The sequence below is a fragment of the Streptomyces flavofungini genome (assembly GCF_030388665.1).
Classification (GTDB): domain Bacteria; phylum Actinomycetota; class Actinomycetes; order Streptomycetales; family Streptomycetaceae; genus Streptomyces; species Streptomyces flavofungini_A.
This window is the reverse complement of sequence record NZ_CP128846.1, coordinates 5347634-5365506: the sequence shown is the minus strand read 5'-3', so window position 1 is coordinate 5365506 and position 17873 is coordinate 5347634. Positions and strand designations below refer to the sequence as shown.

Below are 17873 nucleotides of genomic sequence, written 5' to 3'. Positions count from 1 at the left end.
CTGAGACGCCTGCTTCGCACCCGAGGCGATACAGCTGGGCCCCAGGGCCCAGGACCCAGGACCCAGGACCCAGGAACAGGACCCTGGTCCCTGGGGATACCCCCAGAGCGGGTCGGGCAGGTAGCCGGATCCTCTGAACGGTCAGTTCCGGAAATCCTTGGGGTCGGCGCTCACCGCCGACATTGCCGATGGCTCTCAAACGATTTCTCAGGGGACAGACTCGTGCGTGAACAGGCAGGACAGAACTTTCGCTCCTCCGGCCGGCAGGGGGGCGGCCGCCGCCGGGGCGTGACGGCCGCAGCCACCGTGGCCGCCGGGGTGATGTCTCTCGGCGCCCTGGCTCCGTCGGCGGCGGCCGCGGCGTCGGCCTCATCGGGGTCATCGGCGGCGTCCGCGGCATCGGCCTCATCGGGGTCGTCGGCGTCATCCGGCAAGGCCGCTCGGCCCGACTCCGTGCAGAAGGGGCTCAACTCGCTGGTGCGCGACGGCGGCCCGCCCGGTGCCCTCGCGAGCGTGAAGGACCGGGACGGACACGTCCGCGGCTACACCGCGGGCGTCGGCGACCTGGCCACCGGCGCGAAGGTGCCCAAGGACGGGCAGGTGCGCATCGGCAGCAACACCAAGACCTTCACCGCGGTGGTCGTGCTCCAACTGGTCGCCGAGAAGAAGATCCGCCTCGACGCCTCCGTCGACACCTATCTGCCCGGCCTCGTCCGCGGCGACGGCATAGACGGCCGCCGCATCACCGTCCGCCACCTGCTCCAGCACACCAGCGGACTGCCCAACTACACCGACTACCTCGACTTCCCGGCCATCCAGCACCGGTACTTCGAACCCCGCGAGCTCGTCGACATCGCCCTGGAGCACAAGGCCCGCTCCGCCCCCGGCAAGAAGTGGGAGTACAACAACACCAACTACGTCCTGGCCGGGCTCATCATCCAGAAGGTGACCGGGCGCCCCCTGGCCGAGGAGATCGACAAGCGCGTCGTCCAGCGCGTCGGGCTGCGCCACACCTACTTCCCCGCCGTCGGTGACCAGACCATCCGGGAACGGCACCCCAAGGGTTACGTCGCCGACCCGCAGGGCGGGCCGCCGCGCGACTTCACCACGATGGACCCCTCGTGGGGCTGGGCGGCGGGGCAGATGATCTCCACCAACGCCGACCTCAACCGGTTCTTCGGCGCCCTGCTCTCCGGCCGCCTCCTGCCGAAGGCCCAGCTCGACCAGATGCGCACCACGATCCCCGCCGAACGGCTGGGCCCCGGCGTCGGCTACGGCCTGGGACTCGTCAGCAGGCCGCTGTCCTGCGGCGGCGTCTCCTGGGGCCACGGCGGCGACATCGACGGCTACGAGACCCGGGGCGGCGTCACCAAGGACGGCCGCGCCGCCAACGTCGCGGTGACGATGATGCCGAGGAGCGAGGCGGAGATGAAGCGCGTGGAGAAGGTCGTCGACACCGCTCTGTGCCGTTGAGGCCGTGCCGCGGGGGCGCTGGTGGCGCCGTGTGCCGCCGGCGCCGGACGACTCGCCGAGCAGGGTCGTGACGCTGCTCGGGTCGGCGCAGGTCTCGGCCTCCGCGCTGCGGGTCAGGAGGGCGTTGCCCCTGGTGGTCGTGGTCTCGTTCGTCGTGGAACGGTGCTTCGACCGCCTCAGGCAGTGGCGCGGCATCGCAACCCGCTACGACAAGGCCGCCGAGTCCTACCAGGCAGCCGTCACCCTCGCCTCGCTCCTGATGTGGGTGCGACATTTGAAGACAGATCCGAGGGGCGGCTCTCCGATCATGATTCTCGGCCATATTGGCTGCATCTCCTCGTTATTGGCTGTATCTCCTCGTTACTTCGGCTTCCTGCGCAGCGCCCCCTGTGAGAGTTGCCTCTCACCGGCGCGACGCGCCTGCGGGGAGCTGGGCGATCGAGGAGTACGCGAAGCTCCGGCGCGAGGACCACGGCGGGCCCTCGATTGTTCGGAGCCGTGGAGCAGCGGGTCGGCGCCGTTTGCGTGGCGGCTGCGGGGCGAGGCTGTCCGGCGGCGGGGATCAGCGCCAGTGGTTGTTGCTGGTGTGGTCACCGGCGAGCCAGCGGGCGAGGTCGGTGTGCGCTGTGGCGCGTCGTTCGGCGTCGATCTTCTCCACCTCGGGGTGGTCGACAGCGAATTCCAGGATGAGCCCGTTGGGGTCCGTGACGTACAGCGAGACACAGAAGCCGTGGTCGAGTACGTGGGCGTTCGAATCGGCGTAGCCGGCCGAGTCGACGCGCTTGAGTATGGCTTCCTGGGTCTCCGCCTCGACCTTGAAGGCGATGTGGCGCAGGGGGGTGAAGTTGAGGTCCGTCTTGAACTCCTCCTGGTCCTTGGGGTCGGCGAACTGGAAGAAGGCGAGCGCGCTGCCGTCGGCCATGCCGTAGAGGGCGTGGCTGTAGGCGCGTTCGGCCCCGGAGAGCACCTCGCGTTCGGTCCAGGTGGCCACCAGGGGCAGGCCGATGATGTCCTCGTAGAAGTGCCGGTTGGCCTCCTGGTCGTCGGTGATCCATGCGTGGTGGTGCAGGCGGAGCGGCAGGGTCTGGCTCATGTGGGGTCATCTCCGTTGATCGGCTGGGGTGTTGAACCGGAGACCGGGGCGGTCTCCGCTGCTCCAATCAGCGTGCCCCTACATCGGTTTAATGTTAAATCAAAATGAGTCATTGTTCGCACGCCGGCGCGTCGACCTCCTGGTGACCGCCCCGGGCCAGGGGGGCAGTGTCAGTGCCGGTCAGGGCGGCGCTCCGGGGGTGCGGTGGTGCCGGGGTGGATCTCCCATGTGGCGCGGTCGGGGGCCCGGCGCGCGAGGGCTCCGGTCGGGGGTGATGCGGCCCTGTCCTGCGCCGACCACGCGGCTCGGCCTCAAGCGCGGCCGCCGCCGGCTCGCTGTGCGGGTGGCGGCCGAAAATGGTTGAACGTTAATTAATGTGAGGCGTCATTCCGCCGGAAGGCCTGCGATCGGCCTCCTGCCGGGCGGTCAGACCCGAGCGAGGCGCGAGCCGCGCACGTGGCCGGGCCCCTGTACCAGCAGCGGCTGGCTCAGCTTCGTGCCTTGGACAGCTCCGAACACGTTCAGCAGTGACCGGCACCGGCCCTCCCCGTGCCCTCCCCGTGCGCTACCCGAGAGCCGCACGGGGAGGGCTTCGCGCGCTCTGACCAGGCACCACCCTCAGAACTCCTACTGACGAGCATCGGGGCTTCCCGAAACCGGGGCTCCGCCCCGGACCCCGAATCGGCGGGGGCTGTCCCACCCACCCGGGCATTCGGGGTGAGGCTGGGGCGCCCCCGCCGGACCTACGCGTCCAGCACCGGCAACAGCTCCGGCAGCTGCCCGTCCGACGCCGCGGCAGCCCGCACCCGCTCCTCGGGCACCTCTCCGTACAACGTCGTCCGAGGCCGCGAAGGCCGCCCCGCCGCCTCCGCGATGGCGACGAGGTCGGCCACCGACCGGTAGGAGCCGTAACTGGAGCCCGCCATCCGGGAGATGGTCTCCTCCATCAGCGTGCCCCCGAGGTCGTTCGCCCCGGAGCGCAGCATCTCGGCGGCCCCCTCCGCCCCGAGCTTCACCCAGCTGGTCTGGATGTTGGGGATGTGCGGGTGGAGCAGGAGGCGGGCCATGGCCGTCACGGCGCGGTTGTCGCGGGTGGTGGGGCCGGGGCGGGCGATGCCCGCGAGGTAGACGGGCGCGTTGGTGTGGATGAAGGGGAGCGTCACGAACTCCGTGAAGCCGCCGGTCTCCTGCTGGAGGGCGGCGAGCGTACGGAAGTGGCCGAGCCAGTGGCGGGGCTGGTCGACGTGGCCGTACATCATCGTGGAGGAGGAGCGCAGGCCCAGCTCGTGGGCGGTCTTCACGACCTCGATCCAGGTCGCGGCGGGCAGCTTGCCCTTGGTGAGGATCCAGCGGACCTCGTCGTCGAGGATCTCGGCGGCCGTGCCGGGGATGGAGTCGAGGCCGGACTCCTTGGCGCGGGTGAGCCACTCACGTATCGAAAGGCCGGTGCGGGTGGCGCCGTTGACGACCTCCATCGGGGAGAAGGCGTGCACGTGCATGCCGGGCACGCGCTCCTTCACGGCCCGCGCGATGTCGAAGTAGGCCGTGCCCGGCAGGTCCGGGTGGATGCCGCCCTGCATGCACACCTCGACCGCGCCGACGTCCCAGGCCTGCGCGGCGCGGTCGGCGACCTGGGACAGGGAGAGGGTGTAGGCGTCGGCGTCGGTGCGCCGCTGGGCGAAGGCGCAGAAGCGGCAGCCCGTGTAGCAGACGTTGGTGAAGTTGATGTTGCGGGTGACGATGTACGTGACGTCGTCGCCGACCACGGACTTGCGGACGTCGTCGGCGACGGAGCACAGGGCGTCGAGGGCGGGCCCGTCGGCGTGCAGCAGGGCGAGGGCCTCGTCGTCGGTGAGCTTCGTCGGGTCGTCGGCGGCCGTGGCGAGGGCGGCGCGGACGTCGCCGTCGATGCGGGAGGGCGCCATGCCGGGCGCGGCCTGCTCGCGCAGGGCCTCCCAGTCGCCGTACACCTCGTCGAAGTCGTCGCGCCGGTCGGCGGTGCGGCCCGTGGTGTCGATGGTGCGGTGCAGGTCGGTGCGGCCCGATGACTTCGTGGCCACGTACCCCTCGTCGGGCTCCTGCCAGGGCAGGCCGCGCACGGGGGCGTCGGGGTCGGCGAGGCCCGTCTTTGGGTCGGCGAGGGCGCGCACGTGCGGCAGGAGGCGCGGGTCGAGCCACGGCTCGCCGCGCCGCACGAACTCCGGGTACACGCACAGGCGTTCCGCGAGCCGGAAGCCCTCCGCCTCGGACCGCGCGGCCAGCTCCTCGATCCGCGGCCACGGCTTCTCGGGGTTGACGTGGTCGATGGTGATCGGGGAGACCCCGCCCCAGTCGTCGATCCCGGCGCGGATGAGGCGCCCGTACTCCCCGTCGACGAGGTTCGGCGGAGCCTGGATGCACCCGGCGGGGCCCATGATGTGCCGGGCCACGGCGACCGTGGCCACCAGCTCGTCCATCTCGGCGTCCGGCATCCCGCGCATCGCCGTGTCCGGCTTGGCGCGGAAGTTCTGGATGATCAGCTCCTGCACGCCGTGGTAGGACCGGGCCACGCGGCGCAGCGCGAACAGCGACTCGGCCCGCTCCTCGTACGTCTCCCCGATGCCGATGAGCAGCCCGCTGGTGAACGGCACGGACGACCGCCCGGCGTCCTCAAGAACCCGCAGGCGCACTGCGGGTTCCTTGTCCGGGGAGCCGTGGTGCGGCCCGCCCGGCTCGCTCCACAGCCGCTCCGCCGTCGTCTCCAGCATCATCCCCATGCTGGGCGCGACGGGCTTGAGCCGCTGGAAGTCGGTCCAGCTCAAGACGCCGGGGTTGAGGTGCGGGAGCAGCCCGGTCTCCTCCAGGATCCGGATGGAGATGGCCCGCACGTACGCGATCGTGTCGTCGTACCCCGCCGCCTCCAGCCACTCCCGGGCCTCGGGCCACCGGTCCTCCGGCTTGTCGCCGAGCGTGATGAGGGCTTCCTTGCAGCCCAGCTCGGCTCCGCGGCGCGCGATGTCGAGGACCTCGTCGGGCGACATGAACATCCCGTGCCCGTCCCGGCGCAGCTTGCCGGGGACGGTCACGAACGTGCAGTAGTGGCACTTGTCCCGGCACAGCCGCGTCAGCGGGATGAACACGCTCTTCGAGTACGTGATGACGCCCGCGCGCCCCTCCGCCGCGAGCCCCGCGTCCCGCACCCGCCCCGCCGACGCGGCCAGATCCTCCAGGTCCGCGCCGCGCGCCCGCAGCAGCACCGCCGCCTCCGCGACATCCAGCGCGACGCCGTCCCTGGCCCGTTTCAGGGCGCGGCGCATGGCGTTGGCGGTGGGACGTCCGGCCTCGGCGGGCTGTGCGCTGTTGGTCATCCCCCGAGCATACGAGCGAGGACACATGACACCTACAGGCACTTGCGCCCCGGGGCACGGCCCCTACGGTTTCCGGCCGCGGTGCCCTGAGGGAGCTCCGGGGCGCGCCCCGCGCGTGTCCGCCCGGAAACCTGCCGATTCCCTTCCCTTACAGGGGAGTTCACGGCTCAATACGAAGGTTGCAGCGAGCACAGCCGTCACGCTGTCACCGTCGGGCACCTTCGCCCACGACCTCTGGGGAGCCGCAGCATGTGTGAGGACGAAAGCCACCTGAACAGACGCGCGCTGCTCGTGACGGGGGCGGCCACCGCCCTTACGTTGGGCAGCGTGAGCTTCGCGAGCAGCGCCGGCGCCGCCGAGGAGCGGCGCACCGGGAAAGAGACGAAGACGGTCAAGGGCACCCTGCCCACGGGGTCGCCCGACTTCGTGTATCTGCCGGTCGAGATCCCGCGGGGGGTCCAGCAGATCCACGTCTCGTACACCTACGAGAAGGTGGCGGTGCCGCCCGGCACCGTCGGCAACGCCCTCGACATCGGCATCTTCGACGAGCGCGGCACGGCGCTCGGCGGCAAGGGGTTCCGTGGCTGGTCGGGCGGCGCCCGGACGGAGTTCTTCATCCGCGCGGACGACGCGACGCCCGGCTACATCCCGGGGCCCGTGCGGGCCGGGACGTGGAACATCGCGCTCGGGCCCTACACCGTGGCGCCGGAAGGACTGCCGTACGAGGTGACCATCACCCTCACCTACGGCGCGCCGGGGACCACGCCGAAGCCGAAGTACCCGCCGGAGCGCGCCAAGGGGCGCGGCCGCGCCTGGTACCGGGGCGACTGCCACCTCCACACCTGGTACTCCGACGGCCGCCGCACCCCCGCCGAGATCGGCGCCCTCGCCCGTGCCGCCGGGCTCGACTTCATCAACTCCTCCGAACACAACACCCAGTCCGCGCACGCCCACTGGTCCGAGGTCGCGGGCGACGACCTGCTCGTCCTGCTCGGCGAGGAGATCACCACCCGCAACGGCCACGTCCTCGCCCTCGGCACCGACCCCGGCACGTTCGTCGACTGGCGCTATCGCGCCCGCGACAACCGCTTCGGCCACTACGCCCGCCAGATCCGCCGCTCCGGCGGCCTCGTCGTGCCCGCGCACCCGCACGCCACCTGCGTCGGCTGCAACTGGAAGTTCGGCTTCGGCGAGGCCGACGCGGTGGAGGTGTGGAACGGGGCGTTCTCGCCCGAGGACGAGGTGGCGATCTCCGAGTGGGACAACGCGCTCGTCGCCTCCGCCCGCGGCAACCGCCGCTGGACCCCGGCCATGGGCAACAGCGACGCCCACCGCGACCCCGACCCCGTCGGCCGCCCCCAGACCGTCGTCCTCGCCGAGGACCTGACCCGCGAGGCCATCCAGGACGGCATCCGCGCGGGCCGCTCCTACCTCACGGAGTCCAAGGCCATCGAGCTGACCTTCGGCGCCTCCGGCGGCAAGGGGCGGCACGCGGGCATCGGCGAGCGGCTGCGGGTCGACTCCGACGACCCGGTGACGGTACGCCTCGATGTGAAGGGCGTGCCCGGCTGCACCGTCCGGTTCATCACGGACCAGGGCGTGCTGTTCACCAGCCCGGTGATTCCCGAGTCGGGGGCGGGGTCCGCGGAGTGGCGGACGACGGCTTCGTACGCGGCGTACGTCCGCGCCGAGGTGCGCGCGGCGCCGGTGACGCCGCCGCTTCCCGGACCGATGAAGGCGCTCACGAACCCGATCTTCCTGGGGCGTTGATCGTCGCGGGGGTGGCTGGGGGCGCGGTGTTCCGAGCCGCGGCCGGGGTCGCCCCCGCGTGCGCCGGTGACGGCTTTCGCGCGGCCGGGGCCCTGCCTGCCCGGTGAAGGCCTTCGCACGGCCACGCCCCGCCCGGCCGGGACCGGCGCCGCCGGATCGGGTTCCCTCGGTGTGGGGTGTGTGCCTACCATCGAGGCATGAGCCGACGACATTGATCCACGGGCGTCACCTCACGCGGCCGCCCGGCGGCCCGCGCCCGCCTTGCGGCCCGCCGCCGACTCGCGGCCACGCTGTACGGCTACTCCTTCCTGGACGACTGCGTCCTGCTCTACCCCGTGTACGCGCTGCTCTTCAGCGACACGGACCTCTCCACCACGCAGATCTCGTCCCTCTTCGTCCTCTGGTCCCTGACCGGCATCCTGCTGGAAGTCCCCTCCGGCGCCCTCGCCGACGCGGTCTCGCGCCGCCTGCTCCTGTGGACCGGCCCGCTCCTGACCGCCACGGGCTTCGCCCTGTGGGTCCTCGTCCCCTCGTACGGGACGTTCGCGCTCGGCTTCGTGCTCTGGGGCGCGAAGGGGGCGTGCGGCTCCGGCGCGCTGGAGGCCCTCGTGTACGAGGAGTTGGCCCGCCTGGGCGCGGCGAACGACTACGCCCGGGTCATGGGCCGCGCGCGGACCGCGTCCCTCCTGGGCGTGATGACGGCGACGGCCCTGGCGGGCCCGGCCCTCGCGACGGGCGGGTACGGCCTGGTGGGCACGGCGAGCGTGGCGGCGTGCGTGCTGACGGCGGGGGCGGCCCGGGGGCTGCCGGAGCATCGGGGCGGATCGCAGGCCGACAGCGACGCGGACGAGCCCGGCGGGGAGGGCTGGTGGGGTGCCCTGCGGGCGGGCGTCGCCGAGGCCAGGGGCGACCGGGCGGTGCGCGCGGCCCTGCTGCTCGTACCGGCGGTGACGGCGGTGTGGGGCGCGCTGGACGAGTACACGCCGCTGCTCGTGCGGGAGGCGGGGGCGGGGGACGCGGAGGTGCCGTGGTGGCTGCTCCTGATCTGGGTGGGGGCGACGGCGGGCAGCCTCCTCGCGGGGGCGGTGCGGGGCGTGGGCACGGCGGGCCTCGCGGGGCTCCTGGCGGGGGCGGGTCTGGCCCTCGCGGCGGGCACGGCGCTCCCGCCGCACGGACTCCGCCTCCCGGCGGCCATCACCCTCATCGCCCTGGCCTTCTGCGCCTTCCAGCTCACCACGGTCCTGGCCGACGCCCGCCTCCAGGCAGGCGTCAGGGGCCCGAGCCGGGCGACGGTGACGTCCCTGGCGGGCGCGGCGACCGACCTCACGACGGTGGCGGTGTACGCGGCGTACGGCCTCCTGGCCTCCCGGACCACCCACGGCACGACGTTCGCGCTCTTCGCGGCGCCGTACGTGGTGACGGCCCTGGCCCTGACCCTGCCCCTGGCGACGAGTGGGCGCCGCGGCGGCAGTCACCCCTGTGGACCCTGCCGACACGACCACACCGCACCTGACTAGCCCGGAAGTGGCTCACTCCGCCTTCGGCAGCACCACCCGCACGTTGAAGTCGTACGTGCCCTGGGAGACGGCGATGGCCATGAAGAGGTGGGCGAAGTGCTCCTGGCCCCGGGCTGTTTCGATGGGGCCGAGGTCCATGTGGGTGGAGGGGGGCCAGCCGAGGTCGGTGAGGAGGGTGGCTGTCCGGGTCTTGGCGGTGGGGTCGTTGCCGGAGAGGAAGACGGTGCTGGGCTCTTCGAGGGTGTCGGGGCCCGTCATGACGACGGAGTCCATCGTGGTGAAGGTCTTGACCACCCGGGCCTCGGGGAACGTCGACTGGATCAGTTCGCCGAGGGAGACGTCGGGGTGGGAGAGGGCCGTGCCGTGCGGCTCCTCGGTGAAGCCGACGGCTATGTCGATGAGGAGTTTGCCCGCGAGGGCAGCGGCGCCCGCGGTGCGGAGGGTGGCTATCGACTCCGCTCCGGGAGTCACGTTCACCACGGCCTCGCCGTGCTCCGCCGCCGCCGCGATCCCGACGACCGGCACGCCCAGCTCCTTGGCCAGGTCCTCCTTGGCCGCAGGGTCGCGGGAGCCGAGCACGACGTCGTGACCGGCCGCGGCCCAGGCCTTGGCGAGGGCGCGGCCGACGTTGCCTGTTCCGATGAGTGCTATTCGCAAGGTGGGGACGGTAGTTGGGGCAGCACAGCGGTCGTATCGGTCGTGGGGACCAAGGGGTGGCCGCCCCCGGGACTAGGGCGGAAGGTCCGTACGGCGGCGGGCGGCGCGGGTCAGCCGGGTCAGGAGTCGCTCGGCCCCCGCCGACGCCTCGTACAGCGCGCCGTCCGCCTCCCGCGCACCTCAGGTGCGTCCCGTCCAAAGCCGGCTCGTGGCCCCGGTGCGCGTGCACCCACGCGAGTGGAGTCGTCATGCGGCCGACAGCGGCACCCCCCACTGACAACGCCGCGACGACTCAGGACGGGCCGACTCCGCCTTGCGGACGGGCGAGTTCATCCCGCCCACACCACCGCCTGCGTCTCGCTGTACGCGTGCAGGGCGTACGACCCGCAGTCGCGCCCCACGCCGCTCCGCTTGAAGCCGCCGAAGGGGGCCTCCATGTTGCGGCCGATGGTGTTCACGCCGACGCCGCCCGCGCGCAGCCGGGCCGCGACGCGGAAGGCGCGGGCCGTGTCGGCCGACCAGACGTAGTCGATCAGGCCGTAGTCGGTGTCGTCGGCGAGGGCGACGGCGGTGTCCTCGGCGGCCTCGCCGGTGCCGTCGAAGGGCACGACCACGACGACGGGCCCGAAGATCTCCTCGCGGACCACGCGCATCTCGGGCGCGCAGTCGGCCAGGAGCGCGGGGGCGACGTAGAAGCCCTTGTCGAGTCCAGGGCCGGGACGCTCGCCGCCGGTCACGACCCGCGCGCCCTCCTTGCGGCCCAACTCCACGTAGGACTCCACGCGTTCGCGGTGCGCGGCGGAGATGAGCGGCCCGACGACCGTGTCCCGCTCGCGCGGGTCGCCCACCTTGAGATGGCCCGCGTACCGCACGAGCCGGTCGAGGAGCGGTTCGTACGCCGCCCGCTGGACGAGCACCCGCGTCGGCGCCGTGCAGATCTGTCCGCTGTAGAACGAGAACGTGGTGCCGATGCCCGCGGCGGCCGCGTCCAGGTCGGCGTCCTCGAAGACGATCGCCGCGCCCTTCCCGCCCAACTCCATGAGCTGGCGTTTCATGCCCCGCCCGCACACCTCGCCGATGCGCTGCCCGACCGCCGTGGAACCGGTGAAGCTCACCATGTCGACGTCCGGGGAGTCGACGGCGGCCTCGCCCACGTCCACGGAGGATCCGGAGACGACGTTGACGACGCCGGGCGGGGCGCCCGCCTCCTGAAGGGCGGCGGCCAACCGGTAGACGGACAGGGGGTCCTGGGGCGCGGGTTTGACGAGGACGGTGTTGCCCATCGCCAGGGCCGGGGCGACCTTGCCCGCGGGGTTCGCCCAGGGGTTGTTGTAGGAGGTGATGCAGGTGACGACGCCGACGGGGCGGCGCACGGCGACGGCGCCGAGTGCGGCGGCCCGGCCGAGCGGGCCCGCCTCGTTGATCTGGGGCGGGATGCCGGTCTCGACGGGTTCGAGGGCGCCGCGCGCGTACCGCCGGAAGCGGGCCACGGCCACCGCGACCTGCATGCCGCGCGCGGTCGCGGTGGTCGCCCCGGTCTCCGCTCGGGCCAGTTCGGTGTGGTCGGCGAAGTCGCGTCGCAGCAGGTCGGCGGTGCGGTCGAGGACGGCGGCGCGCTCCTGCGGCGACGTGCGCGACCACGTCCCGAAGGCCTCCCGCGCCGCCGCCGCGGCCTGCCAGACCTGGGCGCGGCTCGCCTCGGGGGCGAGGCCGACGACGTCCTCGGTCGCCGGGTCGATCACCTCGTGGTGCCCGCCGTCCGGCTCGACCCACTCACCGCCGACGAAGAGCCGCTGCGGCTCCCTGGACGCACCCGCCGCGCCCCCGCTCACCTGGTGCTCACCGTCCTGGTGTCGCGCCCGGACCGCAGCACCGTCCCCGGCACCGCCCCGGTCACCACGTCGTCGCGGATCACCTCGACGCCGTTGACCCACACGGCGCGCACGCCGATCGCCTTGGAGTCCAGGCGGGGGCTGTCGCCGGGCAGGTCGTGCACGAGGGTGGCCTTGCCCGCGTCGATGCGCTCGGGGTCGAAGAGGACGAGGTCGGCGTGGAAGCCCTCGGCGATCCGGCCGCGCTCGCGCAGGCCGAACAGCCGCGCCGGGTCGTCGGTGAGCATCTTCACGGCCTGCTCCAGGCCGACCAGCTTCCGCCCCCGCAGACAGTCACCGAGGAAACGCGTCGTGTACGGGGCGCCGCACATGCGGTCCAGGTGGGCGCCCGCGTCGGAGCCGCCGAGCATGACGTCCTCGTGGGCCCAGGTCTGCGCGCGCAGCGCCCAGGAGTCCGGGTCGTTGTCGGTCGGCATGGGCCACAGGACCGTACGCATCCGGTCGTTGGCGCAGATCTCGACGATGCACTCGAAGGGCTCCTGGCCGCGTTCGGCGGCGATGTCGCGCACCACCCGCCCGGTCAGGCCCTCGTTCTCGGCGGAGTAGGTGTCCCCGATGACGTACCGGCCGAAGTGCGTGAGGCGGCGGAAGACCCCGGCCTCCTCGCTGCCCGCGCGCCGCAGCATCTGGGCGCGGACGTCCGGGTCGCGGAGCTTCGCGATGCGCTCGGGGACGGGAAGGCCGAGGATCTCGCCCCAGCCGGGGATGAGGTTGAGCGCGCAGAAGGTGCCGAGGGACATGTTCATGGGGGTGAGGATCGGCATGGTGAGGGCGACGACGCGGCCGCCCGCCTTGCGGGCGCGCTCGCTGGGGATCAGCTGGCGCGGGACCCGTTCCGGCACGGCGGCGTCGATGGTGAGGACGTTCCAGTTCAGGGGCCGGCCGGCCGCCGCGCTCATCTCCACGAACAGGTCGATCTCGGCGTCGTCGAACTGGTCGAGGCACCCGGCGACGATCGCCTCCAGCTGCGTGCCCTCGTGCTCGGCGACGGCCCGCGACAGGGCGATCAGCTCCTCGGGCCCGGCGTGCCGGGAGGCGACCGGCTGCCCGTCCCCGTCGGAGTGGGTGGACGACTGCGTGGTGGACAGCCCCCAGGCGCCCGCGTCCATCGCCTCGTGGAAGAGGGCGAGCATCCGCTCCAGCTGCGCGGCCGACGGCTGTCCGCCGACCGCGTCCGCCCCCATCACGTACCGCCGCAGCGCGCAGTGCCCCACCATGAACCCCGCGTTGACGGCGATGCGCCCCTCCAACGCGTCCAGGTACTCCCCGAAGGAGTGCCACGACCAGGGCGCCCCCTCCTCCAGGGCCACCAGGGACATCCCCTCGACCTTGGACATCATCCGCCGCGTGTAGTCGGCGTCCTCGGGCCGGTCCGGGTGCAGCGGGGCGAGCGTGAACCCGCAGTTCCCGCCCGCGACGGTCGTCACGCCGTGGTTGAGGGACGGCGTGGCGTACGGGTCCCAGAAGAGCTGCGCGTCGTAGTGGGTGTGCGGGTCGACGAACCCGGGCGCGAGGACCAGGCCGTGGGCCTCCTCCTGCGTACGCGCCTCCTCCGTGACCGCGGGCGCGACGACGGCCACGCGCCCGTCCCGGACGCCCACGTCGGCGACGCGGGCGGCGGCCCCCGTCCCGTCGACGAGCGTCACACCCTTGATGAGGTGGTCAAGCATGACGAGCTACCCCTTCCCCTAGGGCCTTTGAGCACGCCCCACGTCCGAGGCGAGCGTTCTCAGCCCGTCCGGCGCTTGAGGACGAGCGCGCAGCGCGATCGGCGGTCACCCGGCGGCGCCCTGCCGCATCCGCGAGGTCCGGTGCACGGGATCGGTGTCGATCTTGGGGATCACGTGCTCCCCGATCAGCCGGATCGTGTTCTTCGTGTCCTCGGGCGAGATCCCGATGGGCAGCCCGAACGACAGCTGGTCGGCCCCGGCCTGCTCCCACCGCTTGCACTGCCGGGTCACCTCGTCCGGATCCCCGCAGATCATGAGCTCCTCGGCGATGAGCAGTTCGATGATCTCCTCGGTGTAGTCGGGAAGGACCTCGGGCCACTCGGGAATCCCCTCGGGCCTGGGGAAGGTGTCGTGGTACCGGAACACCAGCGACTGCAGGTAGTTGAGCCCGCCGTTCACGGCGATCCGCACGGCCTTCTCGTGCGTCTCCGCGCAGATGGCCGTGGACGTCACCATGACGTTGTCGTTCACGAAGTCCCCGACGGGCTCCGCGTCCCGGATCGCGGTCTTGTACTGCTCCAGGACCCACTCCATGTCGGAGACCTTCTGCACGCTGAAGCCGAGGACGCCGAGCCCCTTCCTCGCGGCCATGGCGTACGAGGACGGCGACCCGGCCGCGTACCACATGGCGGGGTGGGAGGCGCCGTACGGCTTGGGGAAGACCTTGCGCGGCGGCAGCTGCCAGTGCTTGCCCTGGAACCCCTCGTACTCCTCCTGGAGCCACATCTTGGGGAACTCCGCGATGGTCTCCTCCCAGATCTCCTTGGTGTGGTTCATGTCGGTGATGCCCGGCAGGAAGCCGAGGATCTCGTGCGACCCGGCGCCGCGCCCGCTGCCGAACTCGAAGCGCCCCTCGGAGAGGTGGTCGAGCATGGCGACCTTCTCGGCGACCTTGACCGGGTGGTTGACCTGGGCCAAGGGGTTGAAGATCCCCGAGCCGAGGTGGATCCGTTCCGTGGCGTGCGCGAGGTAGCCGAGGAAGACGTCGTTGGCGGAGAGGTGCGAGTACTCCTCCAGGAAGTGGTGTTCGGACGCCCAGGCGTACTTGAAGCCCGCCTTGTCCGCCTCGATGACGTACTCGGTCTCCTCCATCAGCGCCTTGTGCTCGGCCGAAGGGTCGGTCTCGGCGCGCTTGCCCACGTATCCCTGTACAAAGAGCCCGAATTCCAAGGCGGTTCACCGTCCTCGTGAGTTTCTGACAGACCGTCAGATTCGCTGGTCCGACTGTTCCACCGCGCCCTGGGAGCGTCAAGACCCGCACCCGCTCCCGCCTGACGATCCGTCAGAGAACGCTGACCCCGGCGAGCCAGCCGCCGTCGATCACGAACGGCTGCCCGGTGATGTACGCCGATTCGTCCTCGGCGGTGAGGAACAGCGCGAGCCGCGCCACCTCCTCCGCCCTGCCCACCCGGCCGAGCGGCACGAGCTTGCGGTACAGCGCGTCCAGGCCGCGCGAGGCCTTCGCCACGTCCGCGTCCGGGTCGAGCTGCGCCGGGTTGCTCATCGCGGTGTCGATGGCACCGGGGCAGATCGCGTTGACGCGGATGCGCCGCTTGGCCAGTTCGAGGGCGGCGACCCGGGTGAGGCCGATGACGGCGTGCTTGGTCGCGCTGTACGCGCCGATGTACGCCATGCCCGTCATCCCCGCGTACGAGGCGGTGTTCACGATCGAGCCGCCGCCCGCCGCCGCGATCTCGGGGGCGGTCGCCCTGATGCCGAGGAAGACACCGGTCTGGTTGACCCGGACGATCCGCTCGAACTCCTCCAGGGGCGTGTTCACCAGCTCGTCGAAGCGCAGGATGCCCGCGTTGTTGACCAGGCCGTCGACCGCCCCGAAGGCGTCCTTGGTGGCGGCGACGGCGGCCGCCCAGTCCGCCTCCTCGCCGACGTCGAGGTGGACGTACCGGGCGCTGTCGCGCCCCAGCTCCTTCGCGAGCGCCTCGCCCTGCTCGTCGAGGACGTCCCCGACGACCACCCGCGCGCCCTCGGCGACGAAGAGGCGCGCCTCCTGCTCCCCCTGACCGCGCGCGCCGCCGGTCACGATGACGACGCGCCCGTCCAGCTTGCCCATGCCGGCCTCCTAGGTGGGTGGGTCCAAGTGCGGGGCGACATCGGCGCCGAACGCAGCCATCTGGTCCGTGAGTTCGGTGCGGCCGCGGCTGCGGAAGCGCACCTGGATCTGGTGCACGCCCATCGCCGCGTACGCGCGCAGCGACTCCGCGAGGGCGTCGGGCTTCCCGCTGAGCGTGCGCCGCCCCACCGGCCAGGAGGGCTCGCCCACGTACAGCGGCTCGGTGATGGCCCCGACGGTGACGGGCGCCTCGATCCCCGCCTCGGCCCGCAGCCGCCGCAGCTTGGCGATCTGCGCGGGAAGGCGGTCGCGCGGGTCGCCCTGCGGCAGCCAGCCGTCGCCGCGGGTCGCGGCCCTGCGGACGGCGGCGGGCGAGGAGCCGCCGACCCAGATCGGCACCCGCTCCTGGGCGGGCCGCGGCCGCTGTCCGAGGCCTTCGAAGGCGAAGCGCTCGCCGTGGTGCTCGGGGAACTCCTCGGGCCCGAGCGCGGCCCGCAGCGCGTCCACGGACTCGTCGAGCAGCGGGCCGCGCCCCGCGAAGTCCGCGCCGAGGACGTCGAACTCCTCCGCCACGTGCCCGGCGCCGACGCCGAGGATCAGGCGGCCGCCGCTGAGGTGGTCGAGGGTGGCGTAGCTCTTGGCGGTCAGGAGCGGGTGGCGCAGGCCGACGATCGCGACATGGCTCAGCAGGCGGACGCGTTCGGTGACCCCGGCCAGGAAGGCGAGGGTGGCCACGGGGTCGTACCAGGTGGTGCCCATCGCGTCCGCGAGCCGCCGCGGGATCGCCACGTGGTCGCAGGCGGCGAGGTAGGCGAAGCCCACGCGGTCGGCCGTACGGGCGATCTCGACCAGGTCGCCGGGGCCCGCGTCGGCCTCCCACGCCTCGGCGAACACCGCGCTCTGGGCCTGCACCGGAAGCTGCATCCCGTACGCGAGCCGCCCCGCCGGGAAGTGCTCCGCCATGGCGCTCAGGCCCCCGGTCCCGGCCACAGGCCCTCCTTCGTCAGACCGAGCAGGTCGATGGCGTTGCCGCGGACGATGCGCTCCACCACGTCCGGGGCCAGGTGCCCCATCTGCTCCTCGCCGACCTGGCGGGATGTGGGCCACGTGGAGTCGGAGTGCGGGTAGTCGGTCTCGTACAGGACGTTGCCGACGCCGATCGCGTCGAGGTTGCGCAGCCCGAAGGCGTCGTCGAAGAAGCAGCCGAAGACATGCTCGGCGAAGAGCTCGGACGGCGGCCGGTGCACCTTGTCGGCGACGCCTCCCCAGCCCCGGTTCTCCTCCCAGACCACGTCGGCGCGCTCCAGGATGTAGGGGATCCAGCCGATCTGCCCCTCGGCGTACATCACGCGGACGTTGGGGAAGCGCTCGAACTTGCCGCTCATCAGCCAGTCGACCATCGAGAAGCAGCAGTTCGCGAACGTGATCGTGGAGCCCACGGCGGGTGGTGCGTCGGCGGAGGTCGACGGCATCCTGCTGGAGGACCCGATGTGCATCGCCACCACCGTTCCCGTCTCGTCACAGGCGGCGAGGAACGGGTCCCAGTAGTCCGTGTGGATCGACGGGAGTCCGAGATGTGGCGGAATTTCCGAGAAGGCGACGGCCCGCACCCCGCGCGCCGCGTTGCGCCGCACCTCGGCGGCCGCGAGGTCGGCGTCCCAGAGGGGGATGAGGGTGAGCGGTATCAGCCGACCTTGCGCGGCGGGGCCGCACCACTCGTCCACCATCCAGTCGTTGTACGCCCGCACGGCGAGAAGCCCCAGGTCACGGTCGGGGGCCTCGGTGAACGTCTGGCCGCAGAAGCGCGGGAAGGTGGGGAAGCACAGGGCGGACTGGACGTGGTTGACGTCCATGTCGGCGAGCCGGTCGGGGACGCTGAACGAGCCGCGCCGCATCTGCTCGTACGTGATCACTTCCAGCTTGATCTCGTCGCGGTCGTAGCCGACGGCCGTGTCGAGCCGGGTCAGCGGGCGGTGCAGCTCCTCGTACACCCACCAGTCCCCTATGGGCCCTTCGTCACCTTTCTCCCCCATCACCGGGGCGAACTTACCGCCCAAAAAGGTCATTTCCTTGAGCGGCGCACGGACGATGCGCGGGCCTCGGTCCTGGTACTTCGCCGGGAGGCGGTCCCGCCAGACGTGCGGCGGCTCCACCGTGTGGTCGTCCACCGAGATGATCCTCGGGAACGGCGGCTCGGCGGGGGCGGCCTCCTGAGTGCTCTCCATGGTCTCCATGAGGCTCACGGTAGCGCGCATCTGACGATCCGTCAGTTGTCCGGATCCGGTCACTGGTGCGGGAACCCTGTGAGAGCCGTCTCCCACGG

At 72.2% G+C, this 17873-nt stretch carries 12 protein-coding genes; 3 read left to right on the top strand and 9 right to left on the bottom strand.

All coding sequences use genetic code 11. The features are described 5' to 3' along the window. Positions 1-288: 288 nt before the first annotated feature. Positions 289-1473 (top strand): serine hydrolase domain-containing protein, encoded by a 1185-nt coding sequence (locus QUY26_RS22745; RefSeq protein WP_289949576.1) that lies wholly within the window; start codon positions 289-291, stop codon positions 1471-1473. 562 nt (positions 1474-2035) lie between these two features. Here the strand turns inward: QUY26_RS22745 and QUY26_RS22735 are convergent. Both QUY26_RS22735 and QUY26_RS22730 read right to left on the bottom strand, forming a co-directional pair. Then, positions 2036-2566 (bottom strand): VOC family protein, encoded by a 531-nt coding sequence (locus QUY26_RS22735; protein ID WP_289949572.1) that lies wholly within the window; start codon positions 2564-2566, stop codon positions 2036-2038. A 743-nt stretch (positions 2567-3309) separates the two neighbouring features. After that, complete coding sequence (locus QUY26_RS22730) at positions 3310-5913, bottom strand: bifunctional FO biosynthesis protein CofGH (RefSeq protein WP_289949569.1); 2604 nt, start codon at positions 5911-5913, stop codon at positions 3310-3312. A gap of 249 nt (positions 5914-6162) precedes the next feature. On the opposite strand from QUY26_RS22730, the gene QUY26_RS22725 reads away from it, so the two are divergent. Then, positions 6163-7683, top strand: a complete 1521-nt coding sequence (locus QUY26_RS22725) for a CehA/McbA family metallohydrolase (protein ID WP_289949567.1) — start codon at positions 6163-6165, stop codon at positions 7681-7683. 290 nt (positions 7684-7973) lie between these two features. Then, a complete protein-coding gene (locus tag QUY26_RS22720; RefSeq protein WP_289955931.1) occupies positions 7974-9200 on the top strand; it encodes an MFS transporter in 1227 nt (408 codons plus the stop codon). A gap of 12 nt (positions 9201-9212) precedes the next feature. Here QUY26_RS22720 and QUY26_RS22715 read toward each other — a convergent pair whose 3' ends face one another. From QUY26_RS22715 to QUY26_RS22685, 7 genes are all read right to left on the bottom strand, one after another. Continuing rightward, a complete protein-coding gene (locus QUY26_RS22715) occupies positions 9213-9857 on the bottom strand; it encodes an NADPH-dependent F420 reductase (protein WP_289949564.1) in 645 nt (214 codons plus the stop codon). Between the two features lie 329 nt (positions 9858-10186). After that, positions 10187-11689, bottom strand: coding sequence for an aldehyde dehydrogenase family protein (locus QUY26_RS22710; protein ID WP_289949562.1), 1503 nt, complete (start codon positions 11687-11689; stop codon positions 10187-10189). Further along, the gene (locus QUY26_RS22705) at positions 11686-13419 is read right to left on the bottom strand and encodes an N-acyl-D-amino-acid deacylase family protein (protein WP_289949561.1); all 1734 of its coding nucleotides are present in this window, start codon (positions 13417-13419) and stop codon (positions 11686-11688) included. Before QUY26_RS22705 ends, QUY26_RS22710 begins: the two co-directional genes overlap by 4 nt. A 105-nt stretch (positions 13420-13524) precedes the next feature. Then, the gene (locus QUY26_RS22700) at positions 13525-14649 is read right to left on the bottom strand and encodes an LLM class flavin-dependent oxidoreductase (RefSeq protein WP_289949558.1); all 1125 of its coding nucleotides are present in this window, start codon (positions 14647-14649) and stop codon (positions 13525-13527) included. A 112-nt stretch (positions 14650-14761) separates the two neighbouring features. Then, positions 14762-15550 carry an SDR family NAD(P)-dependent oxidoreductase gene (locus QUY26_RS22695; protein WP_289949556.1) on the bottom strand — a complete coding sequence of 263 codons (789 nt, stop codon included), beginning with the start codon at positions 15548-15550 and terminating at the stop codon, positions 14762-14764. Between the two features lie 9 nt (positions 15551-15559). Next, positions 15560-16513, bottom strand: a complete 954-nt coding sequence (locus QUY26_RS22690; RefSeq protein ID WP_289955928.1) for an LLM class F420-dependent oxidoreductase — start codon at positions 16511-16513, stop codon at positions 15560-15562. A 5-nt stretch (positions 16514-16518) separates the two neighbouring features. After that, the gene (locus tag QUY26_RS22685; RefSeq protein WP_289949554.1) at positions 16519-17784 is read right to left on the bottom strand and encodes an amidohydrolase family protein; all 1266 of its coding nucleotides are present in this window, start codon (positions 17782-17784) and stop codon (positions 16519-16521) included. Between the last annotated feature and the right edge of the window lie 89 nt (positions 17785-17873).

Bases quoted from the DNA above. Each gene is read 5' to 3' on its own strand.
- QUY26_RS22735 (WP_289949572.1), bottom strand. From the start codon at position 2,566: ATGAGCCAGACCCTGCCGCTCCGCCTGCACCACCACGCATGGATCACC.
- QUY26_RS22730 (WP_289949569.1), bottom strand. From the start codon at position 5,913: ATGACCAACAGCGCACAGCCCGCCGAGGCCGGACGTCCCACCGCCAAC.
- QUY26_RS22725 (WP_289949567.1), top strand. From the start codon at position 6,163: ATGTGTGAGGACGAAAGCCACCTGAACAGACGCGCGCTGCTCGTGACG.
- QUY26_RS22705 (WP_289949561.1), bottom strand. From the start codon at position 13,419: ATGCTTGACCACCTCATCAAGGGTGTGACGCTCGTCGACGGGACGGGG.
- QUY26_RS22695 (WP_289949556.1), bottom strand. From the start codon at position 15,550: ATGGGCAAGCTGGACGGGCGCGTCGTCATCGTGACCGGCGGCGCGCGC.
- QUY26_RS22690 (WP_289955928.1), bottom strand. From the start codon at position 16,513: ATGGCGGAGCACTTCCCGGCGGGGCGGCTCGCGTACGGGATGCAGCTT.
- QUY26_RS22685 (WP_289949554.1), bottom strand. From the start codon at position 17,784: ATGGAGACCATGGAGAGCACTCAGGAGGCCGCCCCCGCCGAGCCGCCG.